Source organism: Streptomyces sp. NPDC056738 (assembly GCF_042790435.1).
In the GTDB taxonomy this organism is placed as follows: Bacteria; Actinomycetota; Actinomycetes; order Streptomycetales; family Streptomycetaceae; genus Streptomyces.
In genome coordinates this window covers 116,196-137,471 of the sequence record NZ_JBHTZF010000006.1, presented here as the reverse complement: position 1 = coordinate 137,471, position 21,276 = coordinate 116,196, and the positions used below count along the sequence as shown (strand labels likewise).

Annotated in this window: 21 protein-coding genes; 7 read left to right on the top strand and 14 right to left on the bottom strand. The window is 71.4% G+C overall.

Features of this window, described 5'->3' with window-relative positions:
* Positions 1-3: 3 nt before the first annotated feature.
* The 11 genes from ACFRIC_RS17675 to ACFRIC_RS17625 form a co-directional block, all read right to left on the bottom strand.
* Positions 4-420 carry a PTS fructose transporter subunit IIA gene (locus ACFRIC_RS17675; protein ID WP_382786337.1) on the bottom strand — a complete coding sequence of 139 codons (417 nt, stop codon included), beginning with the start codon at positions 418-420 and terminating at the stop codon, positions 4-6.
* Positions 413-1,012 carry a dihydroxyacetone kinase subunit DhaL gene (gene dhaL / locus ACFRIC_RS17670; RefSeq protein WP_382786334.1) on the bottom strand — a complete coding sequence of 200 codons (600 nt, stop codon included), beginning with the start codon at positions 1,010-1,012 and terminating at the stop codon, positions 413-415. Before dhaL ends, ACFRIC_RS17675 begins: the two co-directional genes overlap by 8 nt.
* A gap of 87 nt (positions 1,013-1,099) precedes the next feature.
* On the bottom strand, positions 1,100-2,092 hold the full coding sequence (gene dhaK, locus ACFRIC_RS17665) for a dihydroxyacetone kinase subunit DhaK (protein ID WP_382786331.1): 993 nt from the start codon (positions 2,090-2,092) through the stop codon (positions 1,100-1,102).
* 161 nt (positions 2,093-2,253) lie between these two features.
* The gene (locus ACFRIC_RS17660; RefSeq protein ID WP_382786328.1) at positions 2,254-3,435 is read right to left on the bottom strand and encodes an acyl-CoA dehydrogenase family protein; all 1,182 of its coding nucleotides are present in this window, start codon (positions 3,433-3,435) and stop codon (positions 2,254-2,256) included.
* Between the two features lie 345 nt (positions 3,436-3,780).
* Complete coding sequence (locus tag ACFRIC_RS17655; protein WP_382786326.1) at positions 3,781-4,353, bottom strand: TetR/AcrR family transcriptional regulator; 573 nt, start codon at positions 4,351-4,353, stop codon at positions 3,781-3,783.
* A gap of 220 nt (positions 4,354-4,573) precedes the next feature.
* Positions 4,574-5,491 (bottom strand): ATP-binding cassette domain-containing protein, encoded by a 918-nt coding sequence (locus ACFRIC_RS17650; protein ID WP_382786324.1) that lies wholly within the window; start codon positions 5,489-5,491, stop codon positions 4,574-4,576.
* A gap of 8 nt (positions 5,492-5,499) precedes the next feature.
* Complete coding sequence (locus ACFRIC_RS17645) at positions 5,500-6,570, bottom strand: ABC transporter permease (RefSeq protein WP_382786321.1); 1,071 nt, start codon at positions 6,568-6,570, stop codon at positions 5,500-5,502.
* Positions 6,567-7,586 (bottom strand): sugar ABC transporter substrate-binding protein, encoded by a 1,020-nt coding sequence (locus ACFRIC_RS17640; protein WP_382786318.1) that lies wholly within the window; start codon positions 7,584-7,586, stop codon positions 6,567-6,569. The genes ACFRIC_RS17645 and ACFRIC_RS17640 overlap by 4 nt, the downstream gene beginning before the upstream one ends.
* 232 nt (positions 7,587-7,818) lie before the next feature.
* Positions 7,819-8,727: an oxygenase MpaB family protein gene (locus ACFRIC_RS17635; RefSeq protein ID WP_382786315.1), complete on the bottom strand. Its 909-nt coding sequence runs from the start codon at positions 8,725-8,727 to the stop codon at positions 7,819-7,821.
* A 126-nt stretch (positions 8,728-8,853) separates the two neighbouring features.
* Positions 8,854-10,329, bottom strand: a complete 1,476-nt coding sequence (locus ACFRIC_RS17630) for an ATP-binding protein (RefSeq protein ID WP_382786312.1) — start codon at positions 10,327-10,329, stop codon at positions 8,854-8,856.
* The gene (locus tag ACFRIC_RS17625; RefSeq protein ID WP_382786309.1) at positions 10,322-10,999 is read right to left on the bottom strand and encodes a response regulator transcription factor; all 678 of its coding nucleotides are present in this window, start codon (positions 10,997-10,999) and stop codon (positions 10,322-10,324) included. Before ACFRIC_RS17625 ends, ACFRIC_RS17630 begins: the two co-directional genes overlap by 8 nt.
* Before the next feature lie 149 nt (positions 11,000-11,148).
* Here ACFRIC_RS17625 and ACFRIC_RS17620 point away from each other — a divergent pair, with 149 nt between their 5' ends.
* From ACFRIC_RS17620 to ACFRIC_RS17590, 7 genes are all read left to right on the top strand, one after another.
* The gene (locus tag ACFRIC_RS17620; RefSeq protein ID WP_382786304.1) at positions 11,149-11,742 is read left to right on the top strand and encodes a hypothetical protein; all 594 of its coding nucleotides are present in this window, start codon (positions 11,149-11,151) and stop codon (positions 11,740-11,742) included.
* A gap of 322 nt (positions 11,743-12,064) precedes the next feature.
* Positions 12,065-13,219: an iron uptake system protein EfeO gene (efeO, locus tag ACFRIC_RS17615; protein ID WP_382786296.1), complete on the top strand. Its 1,155-nt coding sequence runs from the start codon at positions 12,065-12,067 to the stop codon at positions 13,217-13,219.
* A 55-nt stretch (positions 13,220-13,274) separates the two neighbouring features.
* Positions 13,275-14,120, top strand: coding sequence for an iron uptake transporter permease EfeU (efeU, locus tag ACFRIC_RS17610; RefSeq protein WP_382786293.1), 846 nt, complete (start codon positions 13,275-13,277; stop codon positions 14,118-14,120).
* A 44-nt stretch (positions 14,121-14,164) separates the two neighbouring features.
* On the top strand, positions 14,165-14,785 hold the full coding sequence (locus ACFRIC_RS17605) for a hypothetical protein (RefSeq protein ID WP_382786290.1): 621 nt from the start codon (positions 14,165-14,167) through the stop codon (positions 14,783-14,785).
* A gap of 201 nt (positions 14,786-14,986) precedes the next feature.
* Complete coding sequence (locus tag ACFRIC_RS17600; RefSeq protein WP_382786288.1) at positions 14,987-15,640, top strand: response regulator transcription factor; 654 nt, start codon at positions 14,987-14,989, stop codon at positions 15,638-15,640.
* Entirely contained in the window at positions 15,631-16,899 is a 1,269-nt protein-coding gene (locus ACFRIC_RS17595) for a sensor histidine kinase (protein WP_382786286.1), read from the top strand. Before ACFRIC_RS17600 ends, ACFRIC_RS17595 begins: the two co-directional genes overlap by 10 nt.
* A 38-nt stretch (positions 16,900-16,937) precedes the next feature.
* The gene (locus ACFRIC_RS17590) at positions 16,938-18,218 is read left to right on the top strand and encodes a hypothetical protein (RefSeq protein WP_382786283.1); all 1,281 of its coding nucleotides are present in this window, start codon (positions 16,938-16,940) and stop codon (positions 18,216-18,218) included.
* A gap of 109 nt (positions 18,219-18,327) precedes the next feature.
* On the opposite strand, the gene ACFRIC_RS17585 is transcribed toward ACFRIC_RS17590, so the two are convergent.
* The 3 genes from ACFRIC_RS17585 to ACFRIC_RS17575 all read right to left on the bottom strand — a co-directional run bounded on the left by ACFRIC_RS17585 (position 18,328) and on the right by ACFRIC_RS17575 (position 21,130).
* Positions 18,328-19,272 carry a M56 family metallopeptidase gene (locus ACFRIC_RS17585; RefSeq protein WP_382786280.1) on the bottom strand — a complete coding sequence of 315 codons (945 nt, stop codon included), beginning with the start codon at positions 19,270-19,272 and terminating at the stop codon, positions 18,328-18,330.
* Positions 19,269-19,679, bottom strand: a complete 411-nt coding sequence (locus ACFRIC_RS17580; RefSeq protein WP_382786278.1) for a BlaI/MecI/CopY family transcriptional regulator — start codon at positions 19,677-19,679, stop codon at positions 19,269-19,271. The genes ACFRIC_RS17585 and ACFRIC_RS17580 overlap by 4 nt, the downstream gene beginning before the upstream one ends.
* Before the next feature lie 134 nt (positions 19,680-19,813).
* Positions 19,814-21,130, bottom strand: a complete 1,317-nt coding sequence (locus ACFRIC_RS17575) for a sensor histidine kinase (RefSeq protein WP_382786275.1) — start codon at positions 21,128-21,130, stop codon at positions 19,814-19,816.
* Positions 21,131-21,276 lie beyond the last annotated feature (146 nt).

Below are 21,276 nucleotides of genomic sequence, written 5' to 3'. Positions count from 1 at the left end.
TCCTCACACCTTCCGGTAGGTGTACGCCTCCGCCGCCGCGGCCTCCACCGCGGCGAGGTCGGCGCCCGCCGAGGCCGTGACGACCGCGGCCACCGCCCCCTCGACGAAGGGGGCGTCCACCAGCCGTGTGCCGTCCGGCAGTTCGTCGCCCTCGGCCAGCAACGCCTTGACGGTGAGCACGGCACTGCCGAGGTCCGTGAGCACGGCGACCCCGGCACCGCGGTCCACGGACGCCGCCGCGGCGGCGATGACGTCCGCACTGGTGCCCAGCCCCCCGTCCAGGGTGCCGCCCGCCGGCGCGACGGGGGCGAGCGCGCCGCCACCGGCCAGACCCGAAGCCAGTTCGGCCACGGACGCGGCGACGGCCGCGCTGTGCGAGACCAGCACTATCCCTACGAGTCGTTCCTCGGTGTCACTCACCGGCCGCCTCCACGAGTGCGGCGATCAGCAGGGCCGAGGAGGTGGCGCCGGGGTCCTGGTGCCCGATGCTGCGCTCGCCCAGATAGCTCGCCCGGCCCTTGCGTGCCTGCAGGGGCGTCGTCGCCACGGCGCCCTCCTCGGCGGCCGACTTCGCCGCGGCGAACGACTCGCCGAGCGCGTCGACCGCGGGCACCAGGGCGTCGATCATGGTCTTGTCGCCGGGCGCGGCTCCGCCCAGCGCCATGACCGCGTCGACGCCCGTGCGCAGCGCGTCCGCGAACTGTCCTTCGCTGACCTCGGCGGCGTCCCCGAGCGCCTTGCCCGTCCGGCGCAGCAACGTGCCGTACAGCGGCCCGGACGCACCGCCGACCGTAGAGATCAACTGTCTCCCGGAGAGCGTGAGAACGGCACCGGGGGTGTCCGGGGCCTCCTTCTCCAGCGTGGCGGTCACGGCGGCGAACCCGCGCTGCAGATTGCTGCCGTGGTCGGCGTCACCGATGGGTGAGTCCAGGTCGGTGAGCCGCTCCGCCTCGCGGTCCACCGAGGCTGCGGTCGCCGTCATCCAACGGCGGAAGAAATCGGCGTCGAGCACGGAATCTCCTTGCGTGGTACGGAACTTGACCTGGCTGCCGACGAAGGGCCCGGGGGCCGCGGGCCGTTCGGGGCACGTCGACGGCGTTCACACACCCCAGCGCAGTCCCGGTGTCCTGACCGGCGCGTCCCACAGGCGCAGCAGGTCCTCGTCCACCTCGCACAGGGTCACCGAGGCGCCCGCCATGTCGAGGGAGGTGACGTAGTTGCCGACGAGGGTGCGGGCCACGGGGATGCCCCGCTCGGCCAGCACCCGCTGGACCTCCGCGTTGAAGCCGTACAGCTCCAGCAGGGGGGTGGCGCCCATGCCGTTGACGAGGAGCAGCACCGGATTGCGCGGCGCGAGGTCGTCCAGGACGGCGTGCACCGAGAAGTCGGCGATCTCGCGCGCCGTCATCATCGCGCGCCGCTCCCGGCCCGGCTCGCCGTGGATGCCCACACCGAGTTCCAGCTCTCCGGCCGGCAGGTCGAAGGTCGGGCTGCCCTTGGCCGGGGTCGTGCAGGCGCTGAGCGCGACGCCGAAGCTGCGGGAGCTGTCGTTGACCCGCCGGGCCAGCGCCTCGACCACCTCCAGGGGCGCGCCCTCCTCGGCGGCGGCCCCGGCGATCTTCTCGACGAACAGCGTCGCGCCCGTTCCGCGCCGGCCCGCCGTGTACAGACTGTCGGTGACGGCCACGTCGTCGTTGACCAGGACCTTGGCGATCCGGATGCCCTCGTCCTCGGCCAGCTCCGCCGCCATGTCGAAGTTGAGGACGTCGCCGGTGTAGTTCTTCACGATGAACAGCACGCCCGCGCCGCTGTCCACGGCCGCGGCGGCCCGTACCATCTGGTCCGGCACCGGACTCGTGAACACCTCGCCCGGGCACGCCGCCGACAGCATCCCGCGGCCCACGAATCCGCCGTGCAGCGGCTCGTGCCCGGACCCGCCGCCGGAGACGAGACCGACCCGTCCCGCGACCGGGGCGTCCCTGCGGACGATCACCCGGTTGTCGACGTCCACCGTCAGCTCCGGATGGGCCGCCGCCATGCCTCGCAGCGCGTCCGCCACCACCGTCTCCGCCACGTTGATGAGCATCTTCATGGGAACCTCCTGGTGAGAAGAACCGCTGGGCCGACGGGCGGTCGGCGGTGCGTGGAGCTCACATGGGAAGTATCGGTGTTCGGGCGGCGATAATCACGTGGCCGGACGTTCTCCGGTGCGCGCGGGGGCCACGCGCACCGGTTCCGATCGTCGGACGGGCTCTAGTTCCCGGCGTGGCTCACCCGGAGGCTGCCGCGGTCGCTCTCTTTCAGGCCGCGGCCGATGATCAGGCGCTGGATCTGGTTGGTGCCCTCGAAGATCTGCATGACCTTGGCCTCGCGCATGTAGCGCTCGACCGGGAAGTCGCGGGTGTAGCCCGCGCCGCCCAGCACCTGGACCGCGTCGGTGGTGACCTTCATGGCGTTGTCGGTGGAGATCAGCTTGGCGATCGAGGCCTCGGACTGGAAGGGAAGTCCCTCGTCCTTGAGGCGGGCGGCGGCGAGCGTCGTGGCCCGTGAGACCTGCACGGCCGCGGCCATGTCGGCGAGGACGAAGGCCAGGCCCTGGTGCTCGATGATGGGCCGGCCGAACGTCTCCCGCTCGCGCGAGTAGCGCAGCGCGTGGTCCAGCGCCCCCTGGGCGAGGCCCGTGGCCACGGCCGCGATACCGAGCCGTCCGCAGTTCAGTCCGGCGAACGCGATCCTGAGCCCCGCGCCCTCCTCGCCGATCCGGCGGCTCGCGGGGACGCGCACGTTCTCCAGGCGCACCGTGGCGGTCGCGGACCCCGTCAGGCCCATCTTCTGCTCCGGCGGATCGGCCACCACACCGGGTGTGTCGGCCGGGACCAGGAAGCAGGAGATGGCGTGCGAGCCCTCGTCGGACGTACGGGCCATGACCGTGTAGAAGTCCGCGTGCCCACCGTGCGTGGTCCAGGCCTTGGCGCCGTTCAGCACGTAGTCGTCACCGTCCCGGACCGCCCGGGTACGCATCGCGGCCGGGTCGGAACCGGCGTGTGCCTCGGACAGGCAGTAGGCGCCGAGCAGCTCGCCGCCGAGCATGTCCGGGAGCCACTCCTTCTTCTGGTCCTCGGTGCCGAACTCGGCGAGGGCGAAGCAGGACAGCGCGTGCACCGAGACGCCCACCGCCACGCTCGCCCACACGGCGGCGATCTCCTCCACGGCCTGGAGGTAGACCTCGTACGGCTGCTCGCCGCCGCCGAAGGCCTCGGGGTAGGGCAGGCTGAGCAGCCCGGCCCGTCCGAGCGTGCGGAAGACATCGCGGGGGAAGCGTCCCTCGGCCTCGGCCTCGGCGACGCGCGGGGCGAGCTCCTTCTCGGCGAGCTCGCGGGTCAGAGCGATCAGGTCGACGGCTTCCGACGTGGGGAGAGTGCGGGTCGCGGGCATGGCATGTCCTCGGTGGTGGCGGTTCGCCGGACGATATTGATACGCCAGGCGATACAACAGTATCGTTTTTGGTACCGCCAGGCCATGCGGGCCGGTGATGGATTTGGTCGATGGGGTGCGGTGGTGCCGACGGCTGTGCGGGGTACGGGCAGGCGGGCCGTCGCTGCGAAGCGCGGGTGGCTCTCGGTGCGCCCCGCTGGCCGAGCGCTTCGCGCTACGGCGCGTTATGTCACGTTATGGCGCGTTACGGAGACGCCGGGGTGAACGGTGTCAGGGGGAGGACGCGTCGGAGGAGGACGGCGGCAGGGGGCGGCCTCGATGGGGCGGGGTCAGGGGGAGACCGCGTCAGGGGGAGACGGCGTGCACGATGAGCGAGGCGAGCTCGGCGTAGGCCTCCGCGTCGTTCAGGCCGGTGCGTGCGGCGACCTCGCCGCGCTGGATCTCCTGCATGGTCGCGGCCACGACCTCGCCCACGAACGCGGCGTGGACGTCACGGAACGCCCCGGCGGCCACGCCGTCGGCGATCAACTGCCGGATCCTTCCCGCGGCGAGGCGCGTGTTGGCCTCGTACACCTCGCGGGCCGGTTCGAACTGGGCCATGTCGTCGAGGAACTGCCGGGAGAGCGGCCGTAGCTGCTCGGCGACCGCGTCCAGGTAGACCACCACGCGCTCGGAGGGCGCGGAGGTGTCGGCCACCCGCTTCTCCACGGCCTGGGCGGCCTCACGGAAGTAGTGCTTCACCGCCTCCCGGACCAACTCCTGCTTGCTTCCGGCCAGTTGGTACAGCGTCGTCTTCGAGCAGTGCAGCCGCTCGGTCAGCTCGTCCAGGGTGAACGCCGCGAAACCCTCCGCCACCAGCAACGCGACCAGCCGCTGGAGCAGGTCGGTCTGGCGCGCGGTACGACGTGTGGACGGCATGATCTCAGCGTAACCGTTCCTCCATCACCGTGACCGTCGCCCCTCCGGGGGGTGAATTCGGCCGCGGCGGCCGACCGCCTGGGGTGCGACCGGCCGCCGGTCCGTCCGCTTCACCGGGTGGACCGAGGTGCCACGCGTCCGTCGGGGTGCCACCCGTCCGTCGGGGTGCGTCGGCCTGCGTCGAGCGTCCGTCCGACGGGAGGTGTCGGGACGGGAGGTGTCAGGAGGAGTCGTCGGGGGAGGCGGGGGCGGCGGGTGCCCCGAGACCGTCCGCCTCCGGGAGCCGCTGTACGTCGACCCCGCGCACCTGCGCCAACTCATGCTTGAGCGCGGCCAGTTCGGCGCCGCCCGCCATGTGGTCGGTGAGCTCCTCGAGGCCGACCTCGCCCCGTTCGGCGCTGAGTTCGAGCGTGCCGAGCCGCAGCACGCTGAAGTGGTCCCCGACCATGTACGCGTGATGCGGGTTGTGGGTGATGAAGATGACGCCGAGGCCGCGGTCGCGGGCCGCGGCTATGTACTTGAGGACGACACCGGACTGCTTGACGCCGAGCGCGGCGGTCGGCTCGTCCAGGATGAGGACGCGGGCGCCGAAGTACACGGCGCGGGCGATGGCCACGGACTGGCGCTGGCCGCCGGAGAGCGTGCCGACGGGGCGGTCGAGGTCGTCGAGGACGATACCCATGTTGCGCAGTTCCTCGTCGGCGGTCCGTTTCATCCGGGCGATGTCGAGCCGTCGTACGGGCCAGGGGCCTCTGGTCATCTCGGAGCCGAGGAAGAAGTTCCGCCACACCGGCATCAACGGCACCGTCGCCAGGTCCTGGTAGACGGTCGCGATGCCATGGGCGAGGGCCTCGCGCGGGGTGCCGAAACGCACTGCCGTGCCGTCCACGAGGAACTCGCCCTCGCTGTGCTGGTGGAGCCCCGAGATGATTTTGATGAGGGTGGACTTCCCGGCGCCGTTGTCGCCGAGGACGCACGTGACCCGGCCCGGACGGACGGTGAGGGAGACGTCGTGCAGGGCGCGGATGTTGCCGTACGACTTTCCCGCGCCGCGGAGCTCGACGATCGCGGCGTTCCCGTCACCCCGCGGGGTGCCCGGGCGGACGGCGTCCACGGTTCCGGATCCTTTGTCTGCCATGGTTCGGTTCACCTCCGGGTCGCCGTGCGGCGGACCCACAGATTGACGAGCGTGGCGCCGAGCAGCATCACGCCGAGGAAGGCCTTGAACCAGTCGGGGTTCCAACCGGCGTAGACGATGCCCTGGTTCACCATGCCGAACATGAAGGCGCCGAAGACCGGGCCGATCGCGGAGCCGTAGCCGCCGGTGAGCAGACAGCCGCCGATCACCGCCGCGGCGATGTAGATGAGTTCCTGGCCGACGCCCTCGCCCGACTGCACGGTGTTGAACGAGAACAGTTGGTGCATGCCGACGAACCAGGCGCCGAAGCCGACCGCCATGAACAGGGTGATCTTGGTGAAGGTCACCGGTACGCCGACCGCGCGGGCGCTGTCCTGGTCGCCGCCGACCGCGAAGACCCAGTTGCCGTACTGGGTGCGCAGCAGCACCCAGGTGGCGAGCGCCGCGAAGACGAGCCACCAGACGACCGTGATCTTCACCTGGACGCCGCCGACGTCGAAGGACGAGGCGAAGATCCGCCTCGCCTGGCCGAACCCGTCCATGTCGCTGATGTCATCGGTGGCGACGTTGTCGGTGACCAGCTTGGTGACCGCGAGGTTCACGCCTTGCAGGATCAGGAAGGTCCCGAGCGTCACCAGGAAGCTCGGCAGGCCGGTGCGGACCATCATCCAGCCGTTGAACGCCCCGATCGCGACGGAGAGGACGAGTGCCGCCACGACACCCGCCCACACGTTCATGGTGAGCTGGTAGCTGAGCATGCTCGCCGTGAGCGCCGAGGTGATCACCGCGACGCCGGCGGACAGGTCGAACTCGCCGCCGATCATCAGCAGGGCCACGGGCAGGGCCATGAGGCCGATCGTCGACGACTGGTAGAGCACGGTCGCCATCGAACTGCCGGAGCGCACCGACGGGGCCACGATCAGGAAGAACACGAACACGGCGGCGGCGCCGAGGAACACCCCGACCTCGGGGCGGGCGAGCAGCCGCAGCGCCAGGGGGCGCCGTGCCGTTCGCCCGCCGGTCGTCCCGGGGCCGGGAGCCGGCGGCGCGGTCGCCGTCGGCCCGGCCGCGCTCGTCACCGGGTGCCCTTCGTGGCGAACTTGGCGACGCGGTCGACGTTGCTCTTGTCCACGAACGCCGGACCGGTGAGCACCGGCTGCTCGCCGCCGCCGCTGTAGTTGCCGTTGTTCTTGTAGAGCCACAGCGAGTCGATCGCCAAGTAACCCTGGAGGTAGGGCTGCTGGTCGACGGCGAACTGGATGGTGCCCTTGCTGATGGCGCCCGTGAGTTCCTTGTTGAGGTCGAAGGTGGCGATCTTCGCCTTGCTGCCCGCGTCGCCGACCGACTGCACCGCGGTCAGGGCGTACGGGGCGCCCAGCGCGACGACGTAGTCGATCGCGGGGTCCTGCTTGAGCTTGGCGGTGATCGTCGACTTCACGGACGGCATGTCGGTGCCGTTGACGTACAGGTTCTGCGTGCTGCCGCTGAACGTCTTCTTCACGCCGTCGCACCGCTGGGTGAGGCCGATGTTGCCCTGCTCCTGGATGACGCAGACGGCCTTCTTGGCCCCTTCCGCGTTCAGTCTCTTGCCCAGTGCCTCGCCCGCGACGGTCTCGTCCTGGCCGAAGAACTCCATCAGGCCGAGCTTCTTCCAGTCGCTGAGACCGGAGTTGAGTCCCACGACGGGTATGCCGGACGAAGTCGCCTTGCTCACCGCGTCCTTCATGGCGTCGGGCTTGGCCAGGGTGATGGCTATGCCGTCGACCTTCTGGTCGATCGCGTTCTGCACCAGGTTGGCCTGGTCGCCCGCGTTTGGGTTGTGCGAGTAGACGAGCCTGATGTTGTCCTTGGCGGCCGCGGCCTCGGCGCCCTTGCGGACGATGTCCCAGAACGTGTCGCCGGCCGCCTGGTGGGTGACCAGGGCGACCGTCATCCGCGGCGTGTCCGCCTTCCCCGCGGCGCCACCGCCCCCGCTCTCCTCGGCCTTCTTGCCGCCCGAGCTGCTGGAACACCCCGAGGCGAGCAATAAGGCTGCGGCGGTCAGGGCGACGAGCGGGGCGATTCTCCGTGAACGGGGGAAGAACGTGCGATCCATCTCTGCAGCACCTCACTGTGCGGCCGGGGTTCGTGTCTCTCCTCCCGTACATCCCCAGCAACAGGCGCATCACGCATGCGAACGCGATCGGACCACCGCACAACACCCGTGAACGGCAACCGACTTGACCCCTCTACGACTCGCCCTCGACAGAGGCTGTCCACACCGGCGGTCCGTGAGGCCGACCTGATCCCGTGGCCACTTCCTCCCCCGGACGCCCCGAAGGGTCAGGTCACCGCGACGCGCGCGTTCCGGGGGTCGGGAGGCCGGCTGCCGCGCGGCGGGCGGTGTAGGCGAGGGGTAGGTAGCGCAGTCGCTCCGGGAGCAGCGGGACCGTCCTGCGGACGACCGCTCCGAAGCGGCGCAGTCGGCGTTCGTCGCGGGTGCTCCACGTCAGGCCGAGCCGCTCCCGTGCCGCGGGCGGCAGCAGGCCGGTCGTGACGAAGACGTTCAACCGGGCCAGCGGCGGGCGCAGCAGGGGCCAGAGGCCGCGGAGCAGGGCGGGTGATCCGTCCGGGAGCGCGACGGGGCGGTGCGGGTCGAGGAGTTCCCGGACGACGACCGTCGCCTCCAGCTCGTCGCGGACCATCGCGTCGAAGTACCGCCAGTACGCCTCCGGTGTGGGCGGCATGTCACGGCGGTGGATGCCGAGGATGTCACCGAGCCGCAGGAGTTCGTCGTAGAGGCGGCGCTGTTCGTCCTCGGTCAAGGGTCGGGAGAGACAGTCCGCGGCCCGTATGAACACCGGGTAGGCGGTGGCGTGGACCCAGGCGTAGTAGGCCGGGGTCAGGGCGTGATAGGCGCGGCCGTGACCGTCCGTACCCGAGATCGTTTTGTGCAGGCGCCGCAGCCGGCGCCCCTCCTCCAGGGCCCGCTCGCCGCCGTACACCCACAGCTGGAGCGATTCCAGCGAGCGCCGCGCGCGGCCCCAGGGGTCGGTGCGGAAGACCGAGTGGTCGTCGACGCCGGCACCGACGGCCGGGTGCGCGACCTGGAGCACCAGGGCGGAGGGCAGGGCGAACAGCATCCGTACGTCACCGGCGAGGTCCCACAGGACGGATCCCGGGGCGAAGGGGACCGGTTCGGGCGCCGGCGTCCGAGCCTCGCCACCGGGTCCGGATGCCTTCGACAGGCCTTGCATGGTGCCCCCGTCCCTCGTCCCGTCCTGGGTGTCGGCGTCCCGCGACGAGACAAGTGAATCGTCCTTGCGTCTCCTTCGTATCTTCGCATCCGATCGGGTTGTGCCACCGGCCGGTGCCACCCGCCGTCATGCCCGGGTGCCGGCAGGAAGGCGGGTGCGGAACGTGGTGCCGTCCGGGGTGTCCAGGACGGTGAGCGTGCCGCCGTGAAGGGCGGCGATGTCCAGGGCGATGGGCAGGCCGAGACCGGTGCCGCCGTCGTCACGGCTGCGGGCGTCGTCGAGACGGGCGAACCGCTCGAAGATCTTCTCCTGGTCGGCGGGGGCGATCGGAGGGCCGTCGTTGGTGACGTCCAGGACGGCCGCACCGGCCTCCGGGTCCGCCGAAAGCCGCACCGTGACGGTGTGCCGGGCATGGCGCTGGGCGTTGTCGAGGAGGTTGGTCAGGAGCCGGCCGATCCACAGGGCGTTGCCGGGAACGGTGAGGTCGTCCGGGGCGTGGAGCACCACCGGGTGGGAGTCGGTGGAGCGAACCGCCACGGTGGTGCGGGCGAGTTCGACGAGGTCGACGGGTTCGGTGGGCCGGCTCTGTCCGGTGGCGTCGAGCCGGGCGAGCAGCAGCAGGTCGGCGGAGAGCGCCTGGAGCCGCTCGGTGTCCTGGAGCGCGCCCGCCACCAGGGTGTCGCGAACGTCCGGATCGGGATGGGTGAGGGCGACCTCCAACTGGGTGCGCAGCACCGCGAGGGGGCTGCGCAGTTCGTGCGAGGCGTCGGCGATGAACTGCCGCTGCCGCGTACCCGCGGCCTCCAGCCGTTCGAGCATGGCGTTCATGGTGTCGGCGAGGCGGCCGATCTCGTCGTCGCTGCGCGGGGCGGGCACCCGGCGGTCCAGGTCGCGGTCGCCGATGGCGGCGACCTCGGCGCGGATGGCCTCGACGGGCCGCAGCGCGCGGCCGGTCGTACGCCAGGTCAGGAGGCCGACGGTGGAGATCAGCAGGGCGCTGAGGGCGGCGAGGGCCGCGGCGGTGACGTCCTCGGCGGCGTCGGCGGTGCGCAGGGAGGCCCCGACGTGGATGGTGACCTGGCCGGTGGGGCCGGTGGTGGTGACCGTGGTGACGCGCTGGTGGTGTTCCTCGCCGAGGGCGTCGAGATCGTACGTCCGGTGGCCGTTGTGGGTGCCGGTGGGTGTGAGGGCGGCGCGCCCGGTGAGGTTCTGGCTCTCCGCCACGACGTTGCCGTGATCGTCGACGACCTGGATGAAGTCGGCTCCGGGGCCGAGCGTCACCGGTCGGGGCAGACGGCCGTCCGCGGCGAGGCGGGCGACGTCCCGGGCCTGCGCGCGGACCCCGGTCTCCACCGTGCGTTCGAGGTTGCCCCGCAGCAGGAGCAGGACGACCGCCGACGTGGCGAGCAGGACGACGGCCACGCTCGCGCACGCGGCGAGGGTGGTGCGGGTGCGGACCGAGCGCGGCGCGAGCCGGCGGATCAGCGCGGCCGCACGGGGATGTCCGGTGAGGCGGCCCAGCGCGGCACGGACCCGGTGGCGGGCGGCGGGCAGGATCCCGCGACGCCTCGGTCTCCGCGTGGTCGGATCGGGCTCAGCCACCGTCGGCCGCCAGTCGGTATCCGGCGCCTCGGACGGTCTGGACCGCCGCCCGCCCGAACGGTGTGTCGATCTTGCGTCGCAGGGCGCTGACATGGACCTCGACGGTGTTGGGGTCGCTGTCGGCGCCGCTGTCCCAGACCTCGTCCAGGATCTCCCGCTTGGAGACGGCCTCCCCGGCCCGCCGGGCGAGGTGGTCGAGGACGGCGAACTCGCGCGGGGTGAGCGGGACGGCCACGCCCCCGCGGGTGCAGGTGCGGGCGGCGGAGTCGACCACCAGGTCGCCCAGCACGGTGCGGCGCGGGGCCCGCGTGCCGATCCGGCGGGCCAGCGCCCGCAGGCGGGCGACGAGCACCACGAAGGAGAAGGGTTTGGACAGGTAGTCGTCGGCGCCGGTGTCCAGCGCCTCGGCCTCGTCCCACTCGCCGTCCTTGGCCGTGAGCATGAGGATGCCGACGTTGCTGCCCGTGGCCCGCAGCCGCTGGCACACCCGGTAACCGTTGAGGCCGGGCAGCATGATGTCGAGCACGACCACGTCGTAGGCGCGCTCGGTGGCCTTGGTGAGCCCGGTCAGACCGTCGTGGGCGACGTCCACGCTGAAGCCCTCGGCCGTCAGGCCGTGCTGAAGCGCCAGGGCCAGCCGGCGCTCGTCCTCCACCACCAGTACACGCATGCCCCCAGGGTGGCAGGTCCCCGGGCCGGCCAGGCACGAAGCTGAAGGTGCCTTCAGGTCTTCAGGAAGTCTTCAGCGGCCTCCAGCGATGCTGTGCGCGACGACCGGGCACAGGGCCCGGACCTTTCCGGGAGATCGGGGTGGGCGCAGTGAGCGAATCCGTGGGTGCGCAGGAACCAAGGGAGCCGCAGGAGCAGCCGGACGAGGACGGTCCGGGTACGGCGGCGAAGCCCGCCGGCAGGCGCCGGCTGGTCGGCGGCCGGGCACGCTGGGCCGTCGCCGGGACGGCGGCCGTGGTGGTGATCGGCGGCGGCGTCGCCGCGGCGGCGATCCACCACCACGAGGAGGACGGCCGCGGCGAGCGCAGGGTCGTGGCCGCCGGCGACCGCGCATGGCGGGACGGGTTCCGGACCGAGGGCGAAGGGCGCGACGGGCGTGACGGCTTGAAGCTGCGCGACGGCCGGATCCCGGACGGCGAGGGCGGTTCGCGCGGCGAGGACGGCCGTGGAATGTCGGCCGGTGAGGCTCCGGCCCCGCTGCCCTCGCTCTCCGCGGCGGACGCCGTGGACAAGGCCGCCTCCGCGGTCAAGGACGGCAAGGTCGAGTCGTTGGCGCCGGTCACGGAGCAGGGCGGCGGCCGGGCCTGGCGGATCGTGGTCGTCGGTCCCGACGGGGTGCGGCACGTGGTGACCGTCGACGGTACCGGCGGCACGGTGACCGGCAACACCGTCCTGGGCGGCTGAGCCGGACCACCCGAGCGGCGCGGCCCCGGCCGCGCCGCGCAGGAACGCCGCGGGCGTGGGGCGGGACGGATCACGTTCGTTCGAGCGGACGTGACGCGCGTTCAACGTGACTGCTGTGGACGGACGGACGGACCCCTCCTCGCGCCGCCGGTGACTGCGGCCGAGCCGTGCAGGGACGGGCTTCCCGCGTGATCGAGGACGCCGAGCGACCGCGAACTTAGGGAAGCCTTTCCTGAGTGACTACATTTATGTAGACTCCGCGGCGGCTCGCGACGTGCTCGGTCCGAGCTGTTCGGGACCACACACGTGAATCGAGGCACCCATGTCCGCCAGCCCCCGCCCCCTGTTCGTCGGCGCCGGCACGGCCATAGCCGTTGTCGCCACGCTGGCGGGCTGTACGCAGAAGGGCGAGGACACGGCCGGTCCCGGAGCCGTCCGGGTCGTCTCGAAGGACGACTCCTGCTCGGTCTCGAAGAAGCAGTTCCCGGCCGGTCACCTGAAGTTGAACGTGGAGAACCGCGGCAACAAGGTGACAGAGGTCTACGTGCTCTACCCGGACGACCGGATCGTCAGCGAGCGCGAGAACATCGGCCCCGGCACCAAGGCCGTCATCACCGCCGAGATCAAGGCGGGCGACTACGAGATCGCGTGCAAGCCGGGCATGAAGGGTGACGGGATCCGCCAGAAGGTCACCGTGACCGGCGGCACCGCGGCCGAGCGCTCGCCCGAGATGGACACCGCGGTCGGCGCGTACCGGCGGTTCGCGCAGACACAGGCCGACGAGACCCTGCCGAAGACGAAGGTCTTCACCGACGCGGTCCGCGCCGGTGACATCGAGGCCGCCAAGAAGGCGTACGCCGACTCCCGTATCGGCTGGGAGCGCACCGAACCCGTCGCCGAGTCCTTCGGCGACATCGACCCCAAGGTCGATGTCCGCGAGGACGGCCTCGAGGCCGGCCAGGACCCGGCGAAGGACTGGACCGGCTGGCACCGCCTGGAGAAGGCGCTGTGGCACGACAAGAAGATCGGTGCCCGGGAGAAGCAGCTCGCCGACCTCCTCGACAAGGACCTCGCGGACTGGGCGAAGCGGGTCGGCCGTGCCGAGATCACCCCGACCTCCATGGCCAACGGAGCCAAGGAGCTCCTCGACGAAGTGGCCAAGAACAAGGTGACGGGCGAGGAAGAGCGCTACTCGCACACCGACCTGGTCGATTTCAAGGCCAACGTCGAGGGTGCCGAGAAGTCCTTCGAGCTGCTCAAGCCGGTGGCCCTGAAGAACGAGCCCGCCCTCGTCGCCGAGCTCGACAAGCAGTTCGCCGCCATGAACACGCTGCTCGACACCTACCGTCCCGACAGGACCGGCTACGTCTTCACCTCGTACGAGAAGGTCGGCAAGGAGCGGCGCAAGGAGCTGTCGGACAGCGTCAACGCGCTCGCCGAGCCGCTCTCCCGGCTCGCCGCCGCGGTCGTGAAGTGAGCCCTCTCGCAGCTCGACACCAGCCCCGCCGCACCGCCTGAGACAAGGACACGGAATGTTCGGAAACTACCTGATCGGTCTTCGCGAGGGGCTGGAGGCGAGCCTTGTCGTCTGCATCCTCGTCGCCTACCTCGTCAAGACCGACAACCGCCGCCGACTGCTGCCCGTGTGGGCCGGAGTCGGCATGGCGGTCGTGCTCTCGCTCGCGTTCGGCGCCCTGCTGCAGTTCGGTTCCTCCACCCTCACCTTCCAGGCCAAGGAAGCCCTCGGCGGCAGCCTGTCCATCCTGTCCGTGGCCCTGGTCACCTGGATGGTGTTCTGGATGCGGCGCACCGCCCGTCACCTCAAGCGGGACCTGCACGGCAAACTGGAAGCCGCCCTGGCCGTCGGCACCGGTGCCCTCGTCCTCACCTCCCTGCTGGCCGTCGGACGCGAGGGGCTGGAGACGTCGCTCTTCATCTGGACCGCGGTCCAGGCCACGGACGACGGCATCCGCCCCCTTGTCGGGGCCCTGCTGGGACTGGCCACGTCCGTCGTCCTCGGCTGGCTCTTCTACCGGGGCGCCCTGAAGATCGATCTGGCCAAGTTCTTCCGCTGGACCGGAGCCATGCTCGTCGTCGTCGCCGCGGGCGTTCTCGCCTACGGCATCCACGATCTGCAGGAGGCCGACTTCCTGCCCGGCCTGCGCGACCTCGCCTTCGACATCACCACGACGATCCCGCCGGACTCCTGGTACGGCACCGTCCTCAAGGGCGTGTTCAACTTCCAGGCCGACCCCACCGTCCTGCAGACCATCGTCTGGGCCGCGTACGTCGTCCCGGTGATGGCCTTCTTCCTGGCTCCCGACCGCCCGAAGCGGCCCGCCCCGGCCCCCGTGGTGAACCAGCCGGCCGAGCGCTAGGACCGCCGGCGGCACGGTGACGGGTACCGGCGAGGGGAGGGACGGTGTACGAGCCGAAGGAGGCCGGGCCCGCGCCGGACCAGGAACCGCTGGAAGCGGACCGGGTGATCGCCTGGCTGAAGGACCGCGGCGCCGTCGAGAACGCGTTGCAGGCCTCGCTGGGCGGCCTGCCGAGCGAGCGTGAGGCCACCCTGGCGCGCATGGGGGACGTACTCCAGGCGACCGCGCGGGGACTTGGATCCGAGGCGGCGGCGGTGTGGGCCGAGGTCCCCGAACCCGTCCTGAAGGGCTGGATCGACAAGGACCCCGCCTTCGCCGCCGCCCTGCACGCGGCCGGCGCTCTGGCGGCCGCGCACGGGGTGCGGCAGGACGAGCGGCCCACGTCGGCGATGCTGCGGGTCCTGCTCGTCGCCATGGGCAACGGCGCCACGAAACGCGACGCCATCGGACTGGCGGGCTTCCGTGACAGCCGTCTCCGCGCGCTGCTCAGGACGTCGTCCGCGTTCAAGGCCCTGTTGGACACGGCGCGGCGAGCGCGGCCGCTGCCGGCCCGCGGTTCCGGGGTGCGCGGCCCCGGCCTGCCCCGCCGCCCCGGACGCAAGCTCCCGGAGCCCTGGGGCTTCCGGCTCGTCCAGCGCGCCGCCGCGGACGACGAGGCCGACTAGTGCCACCGGCACCCCAGCGCCGAGGACTCGGTTCGGCCAGGGCGCCGGCAGCGCCGGTCGGCACGTGGCCTGAGTGGCCTGGGCAAGATCGAACACACCGGTCGCCGCGGTGAGCGGTTATGGTTCCAGGTGACGTCTACAGTGCTGTAGTCATTCAGGCGTCTGGTGACGCACTCCGGCCGGACAACCTAGGGGCAGCACGTGGCTTTCATCATGGTGTGTGAGGACGACGCGGCTGTCCGTGGCGTCCTCAAGCGCGCCCTCGAACACGACGGCCACAGGATCGCCGTCACTCCCACGGCGGCCGGCCTGCTGGGCAACCTCGAGCCGACCCCCCACCTGATCGTCCTTGACCTGGGGCTTCCGGACGCCGACGGCCGCGATGTCTGCCTGGCGCTGCGGGCACGGGGCGTCGACGCTCCGGTCCTGATGCTCACCGCTCTGGACGGCATGCACCACAAGGTGGGCGGCTTCGAGGCGGGAGCCGACGACTACATGACCAAACCGTTCGACATCCCGGAGCTCCTGGTGAGGGTTCGCGCCCTGCTCCGCAGGACAACCGCGGCGACCCCGCGGAGTGGCGTCCTTCTCGACCCGGCGAAGCACGTCGTGAGCCACGGTTCGACGAGCGAGAGCCTGACGCCGACCGAGTTCCGGTTGCTGGGCAGACTGGTCGCTTCGCAGGGCGACGCCGTGCGCCGCCACGCCCTGGTCGCCGCCGGCTGGCCGCACGGCGCGCAGGTCAGCGACAACACCCTTGACTCCTTTGTCCGGCGGCTGCGGACCAAACTCGGTGCGTTGGGCGTGGCCGATCGCCTGGCGACGGTCCGTGGGGTGGGCTACCGATGGGAGTGACGGGCTTCCGCGGGAGGGTAGTCGCGCTCGCGGTTCTGATCGCGACAGCGGTGGTCGCGGTGCTGGTGGTGGTCTCACATGTGCTGCTGAGCCAGGTGACCGACGCGGACGCGCACACTCTGGCGCATTCTCGCGCGGAGGCGGTGGCGGCGAACGTGGCGGTACGCGGTCGCCACGTCGTGCTGATCGAGAGCGGCAACGAAGCGCTGGACACGGTCTCGTGGGTGTACGCCGACGGGCACCTCATCGACGGGATCGTGCCGGACAGCGTCCTCGACCGCGTCGATGTGCTGGTCGGTTCCGGGCGGTCCCAAACCACCACGGTCGGCAGTCACCTGCTGTACGCCCGGCCGATCAGGCTCGAAGGCCACCACGTGATGGCGGTCGTGCGGGTGGACCTGACGCCGTATGAGACGTCGGAGCAGCGCAGCCTGACGATGTCGCTCATGTTGGGTGGCGTCGTCATCGTTCTCGCGGGCGTCGTCGCACACGTCGTGGTGGGTCGTGCGTTGCGGGTGGTCCACGAAATGGCCGCGCTCGCCGACGACTGGGGCGATCAGGAACCCGGGCGCCGATTCGACCTCGGCGTTCCGCGCGACGAGTTCGGGGAACTCGGGCGGACTCTCGATCGCCTGCTCGACCGTGTGGACAACGCGCTCGCCGACGAGCGCCGGCTCACCGATGAGATCGCCCACGAATTGCGGACCCCCCTGACGGCCCTGCGGGGTGAGGCGCAATTGGCTCAGCTCTCCGGTCGTCATGTGGCACCGGAGTCCGTTCTGACCGAGGTCGACCGGCTGAACACGGCGATCACGACGATTCTGGGCTCCGCCCGGTCACGGATCGATGGCGGCACCTGTTGCGATCTCACGGCAGCGGCGCGGCTGGCGATCGCCGGTCGCGCCATCGATCTCGCCGTCCCGGCCGACGTCGACGTCGCCGTGGCCACGGAATGCGTCGTCGCCGTGCTGTCACCCCTGCTGGAGAACGGCCTGCGGCATGCGAGGTCGCGCGTCTGGGTCACGGGGCGTGTCCAGCCGCAGGGGGTCGTGATCGATGTCCTCGACGACGGCCCGGGGTTCGATCCGGCGGAGGTGGACCGTGTTTTCGAAGCGGGTGTGACCAGCGGCGCCGGGCACGGGCTGGGGCTGGCCGTGGTGAAGCGCCTCGCCGCGTCCGCGGGCGTGGCGGTTCGCGCCATCGCCGACGGTCACGGTCGCGTCGAGGTGACCTTCCCCACGCCGGAGGCGATCGCGTAGTCAGGTTGAGTGCAGGTTGGCCGAGCCAGCCTGGCCGCATGACGACGACAAGCGAAGTGGGCACGCGCCGCCGCAGCGGGCGGCTGATGCTGAACAAGGTTCCCGAGGTCACCATCTGGTTCTGGGTGATCAAGATCCTGTGCACGACCGTCGGTGAGAGCTTCGCCGACTGGATCAACATGAAGCTGGGCGTCGGCCTGGTGAACACGGCGTGGATCTTCACCGCGGTGTTCGTCGTGGTCCTGGCCGTCCAGATGCGGCTGAAGCGGTACGTCCCGTTCCCGTACTGGCTGACCGTGGTCGTTGTCAGCGTCACCGGAACGCTCTACACCGACATCCTGACCGACCAGCTCAACGTGCCGCTGTGGATCAGCTCCAGCGTGTTCTCGGTCCTGCTCGCCGTGGTCTTCGGCGTGTGGTGGCTGCGCGAGCGCACCCTCTCGATCCACTCGGTCACGACCCGCTCGCGTGAGTCCTTCTACTGGCTCACCGTTCTCGTCACCTTCGCGCTCGGCACCGCGACCGGCGACTGGACCCTCGAGCTCACCGGCTGGAGCCCGGGAGTGTCGGTCCTCCTGCCGCTCGGCCTCATCGCGGCGATCACGCTGCTGTGGAAGTTCGGCGCGAACCCGGTGCTGTCCTTCTGGCTCGCCTACATCCTGACCCGCCCGCTGGGTGCCAACATCGGTGACTGGCTCGCCGCACCGAAGGTCGCTCAGGGCCCCGGTGAACCGACCGGCCTCGCGCTGGGCACCTTCACCACCAGCCTGATCTTCCTTGGTCTGATCCTGGCGACCGTCGTCTACCTGACGGTGACGCGCTCCGACGTGACCGAGACCTACGACGCCACGCACACCCCGCAGGTCACCGACAATCCGCGGAAGGAGCGTGTCGCGCTGGCCGGCTTCGGCCTCCTCGCGGTCGCCACGGGGGCCTTGCTGATCTGGGCGCACAGCCAGCCGCACGTCGGGCCGGCGCCGGAGGAAGACGCCAGTTCCACCGTTCAACTCGCCCCCGGCCAGGCCGTGAAGAAGTTCCCGGCGGCGAAGGTCGACGCGCTGAAGGCACTCGCTTCGACCTCGCTCAAGGACGCACGCTCGGGCAACGCGTCCGGTGCCCACAAGGCCGCCCAGTCCCTGCGAGACCTCTGGGACGCCGATCAGGCCGCGTTGCAGCCGCTGGACAACACCGGCTGGACGTTTCTCGACGCCCAGATGGACCAGGTGCTGAAGACCTTCGGCATCGACCACACGAACCCGTCGATGTCGCCGGCACAGCAGGAGGCCGAGCTCACCACCCTCCTCACAGACATGCGCTGACGGGGCTGATCGGCGGTGACTTCCCTGAAGCCACCGCCGATCACTTTGCCGGCTCTGCCTACGCAGGACCCGCCACGGAGTGGAAGGCGGCACTGCGGGGCGGATGAACTCAGCCGCCGCGTACGGCGACGGCCGCGTACTCGACGTACTCGTGCAGCCCGTAGGCCAGCGCGAGTGCCGCCGGAGCGGAGACCGCCACGGTCGCCGCCAGGCCCAGGGCGCCCGCCCGGTGGGTGCCACCGCGCGGTCCGACAGGCTCCGGCAGGAGCAACGCCTCGACCCGCCGAGGCACGGGTCCGGACGTCACGGACAGGAGCGGGTACCCACCGCCCGCCTCGCGCCGCCGGGAACCGACCAGGGCCGCACGGGCGATGGCGGCCGCGGCGAGCCTCCGGTCGCCGACGGCGGTGGCCGCCGCTTCGTCCGCCCATCGCTCGAGATGGAACTGCAGTGACGCCCTCAGGCTGCTCAGCGCGGGATGGACAGCGGTCGACAGGTCGACCACGGCGGAGAACAGGTGGTGACGGCCCGACAGGTGGGCGCGTTCGTGGGCCAGCAACACCTCACGCTCGCCCGGCCCCAGGGCCCGCAGCATGCCGACGGTCACCATGATCCGGCCGGTGCGGCCCCGGTGGCCGGGAAGCGCGAAGGCGTCCACGTCGTCCCCGGGGAGCACCAGGAGATCCCCGTCGCCCGTTCCCCGGGCCGCCAGTCGCCAGGCCCGCTCCAGCACGGACCGGTGCCGGAACCAGCGCCGGAGCGCCAGAACCACCTGGGCGAGCATGACCGACCCGGCCGCGACCGCGACCGGAACCGCCGCCGGCCACACGTCCAGCACCCGCCGGATCGGCACCTGTTCGAGCGACGCGAGGAACGGTACGTGGAACAACCCGATCAGCACCGCGATCGTGCCGCCGGCCAGGAGGAGTGCCGCCGCGGTGAGCGTCCAGCAGGCTTCCCGGGGCGGGAGGACCGCGGCCAGGCGGCGGGCCACCGGAGCCGCGCCCCACGGGACCGCGAGGGCCAGGACGACCAGGACCAGTACGAGCGTCACTCGGAGCCGTCCTCGGTCCCGTCCTCGCGTCCGTCGCCCTCGGCTTCCAGGAGCAGCCGCCGCAGGGTCTCCTCGTCGCCCTCGGACAGGGAGGACACGAACCGCCGCAGCACCAGGTCCCGGTGGGGATCGCTCTCCAGTTCACGGCGCATGCGCCCCGCGACGAGACCGGCCGCGTCCTCCACCGGCTCGTAGGCGAAACTCCGGCCCGCAGGGCTGCGGCGCAGCGTGCCCTTCTCGTAGAGGCGGGACAGGATCGTGGCCGTGGTCGTCCTGGCCAGCCCCTTGTCGAGCAGCTCGTTGACCTGGTGCGCGGTCAACGGCTTGCCGGCCTCCCACAGCACCGCGAGCACGTCCGCGACGAGCTCACCGTGCGGACGTCTGTCGTCCCGACCCTTGCCCGACATGTCTCTCCCGCGATGGCGTGAATGCTTCTTAGGCTTGCCTAATCTACCGTTCGCGGTGGTCGAGCGCGGGCCGCGTCGACGGGTCGCACTCGATGCCCGGCGCGGGGAGGCAGCGGAGAGGCGGGAGGCCCGGCCTAGGGCGGCGTGTCTTCCGCGTCGTTCTGTCCGATGGGCAGGAGGAGCATGAAGGTGGCCGGGCTGCTGTGCGTCATGGAGAGCCGTCCGCCGAGGGAGACCGCCAGATCACGGGCGAGCGCCAGACCGATGCCCGTTCCCGGGCCGCCCCCGGAGTGCCCCCGGTCGAAGAGCAGGGCCGGATCCCCTTCGACACGGCCCTCGTCGGTCACGTCGAAGGCCAGAGCGCTCCCCAGATCACGTACCCGGACCTGGACGGTGCCGCGCCCGTGCACCCTGGCGTTGTCGAGCAGAATGCCGAGCACCTCGGACACGGGCCCGCCCGGGATCCGTACATCCGCGGGCACGTCGTCGGCAGCGCTCACCAGACGACGGCCCTCGCGGGCGAAGAGCCCGTGCCACCGGGCCGTCGTCTCCTCGATCAACCGGAGGGCCGGCACGTACGTCGCGGCCGGGTAGGCCCGGCCCCGCGAGCGCGACAGGCGCAGAAGTTCCTCCACCGTGTGGTGCAGGCGCTCCGTCGTGGCCAGGGCCTCGGCGACGACCGGCCGCAGCCTCGTCTCGTCGTCCTGGCCGAGCCCTTCCTCCAGCGCCAGTTGCAGTCCGGCCAGCGGCGTGCGGAGCTGATGGGACGCGTTGCCGGTGAAGTCCCGCTCGCGGCGCAGGAGTTCGGACAGGCTGTCGAGCATGTCGTTGTGCGTGCGGGCGACCTGGTCGATCTCGGCGATGGTGCTGGAGGCGGCCCGTCGGGACAGGTCGCCCTCGGTGACGGCCTCGCAGTGCCGGGAGAGGTCCTCCAGCGGGGCGGCCAGCACACGCGCCTGACGACGAGCGACGAGCACCGCGATGAAGACCGCCAGCACAGCCACCCCCAGCAGCACCGCCCACGCCGCGAGGACTCGGCCCCGCACGGAGCCGGCCGGCGAGGACGCCCGGACCACGCCGATCACCCGCTCCGCGTGCGAGACCGGCACCGTGACGACGATCTGACCCCCTGCCCCACCGCGGACCAGTCCTCCGCCCAGAGCACGGCGCACCGGAGCATCACCGAGCGTCGGACCGCTGCCGGCCCGCAGTCGCGCCCGCGGGTCGTACAGGCCAAGGCTCCCGCCCGCCGGGCGGCGGGGGAGTTCCACCGGGTCGCCGGTGACGTAGTCCGGGCTCACGTGGACCGCAGCGGCCAGGGCCGCCCGCTCCAGCGCGTCGCGCTGTGCCGTGTAGAGCGAGGACCGGATGACCAGGGCCAGCGGGACGGCAAGCAGGACCACGGCGAGCAGCGCGGCGGTCAGGGCCACTCGCACCACACGCTGTCTCATGCCTTCATCATGCGGGCCCGCGACCTGGCCGGATGCGACGCGGCGCCGCTTTTGCCTTCGTCTAACCCTCGCCGGGCGGAACGCTAACCCGCCGCGCCCTAGCGTCGCTGCCATGACCATCCGGCTCGGGAGCCACTTGGAAGGGC

Excerpts from the sequence above, each read along its gene's own strand:
- dhaK (WP_382786331.1), bottom strand. The coding sequence starts at position 2,092 with ATGAAGATGCTCATCAACGTGGCGGAGACGGTGGTGGCGGACGCGCTG.
- ACFRIC_RS17660 (WP_382786328.1), bottom strand. The coding sequence starts at position 3,435 with ATGCCCGCGACCCGCACTCTCCCCACGTCGGAAGCCGTCGACCTGATC.
- ACFRIC_RS17655 (WP_382786326.1), bottom strand. The coding sequence starts at position 4,353 with ATGCCGTCCACACGTCGTACCGCGCGCCAGACCGACCTGCTCCAGCGG.
- ACFRIC_RS17650 (WP_382786324.1), bottom strand. The coding sequence starts at position 5,491 with ATGGCAGACAAAGGATCCGGAACCGTGGACGCCGTCCGCCCGGGCACC.
- ACFRIC_RS17640 (WP_382786318.1), bottom strand. The coding sequence starts at position 7,586 with ATGGATCGCACGTTCTTCCCCCGTTCACGGAGAATCGCCCCGCTCGTC.
- ACFRIC_RS17635 (WP_382786315.1), bottom strand. The coding sequence starts at position 8,727 with ATGCAAGGCCTGTCGAAGGCATCCGGACCCGGTGGCGAGGCTCGGACG.
- ACFRIC_RS17625 (WP_382786309.1), bottom strand. The coding sequence starts at position 10,999 with ATGCGTGTACTGGTGGTGGAGGACGAGCGCCGGCTGGCCCTGGCGCTT.
- efeO (WP_382786296.1), top strand. The coding sequence starts at position 12,065 with ATGTCCGCCAGCCCCCGCCCCCTGTTCGTCGGCGCCGGCACGGCCATA.
- efeU (WP_382786293.1), top strand. The coding sequence starts at position 13,275 with ATGTTCGGAAACTACCTGATCGGTCTTCGCGAGGGGCTGGAGGCGAGC.
- ACFRIC_RS17595 (WP_382786286.1), top strand. The coding sequence starts at position 15,631 with ATGGGAGTGACGGGCTTCCGCGGGAGGGTAGTCGCGCTCGCGGTTCTG.
- ACFRIC_RS17590 (WP_382786283.1), top strand. The coding sequence starts at position 16,938 with ATGACGACGACAAGCGAAGTGGGCACGCGCCGCCGCAGCGGGCGGCTG.
- ACFRIC_RS17580 (WP_382786278.1), bottom strand. The coding sequence starts at position 19,679 with ATGTCGGGCAAGGGTCGGGACGACAGACGTCCGCACGGTGAGCTCGTC.
- ACFRIC_RS17575 (WP_382786275.1), bottom strand. The coding sequence starts at position 21,130 with ATGAGACAGCGTGTGGTGCGAGTGGCCCTGACCGCCGCGCTGCTCGCC.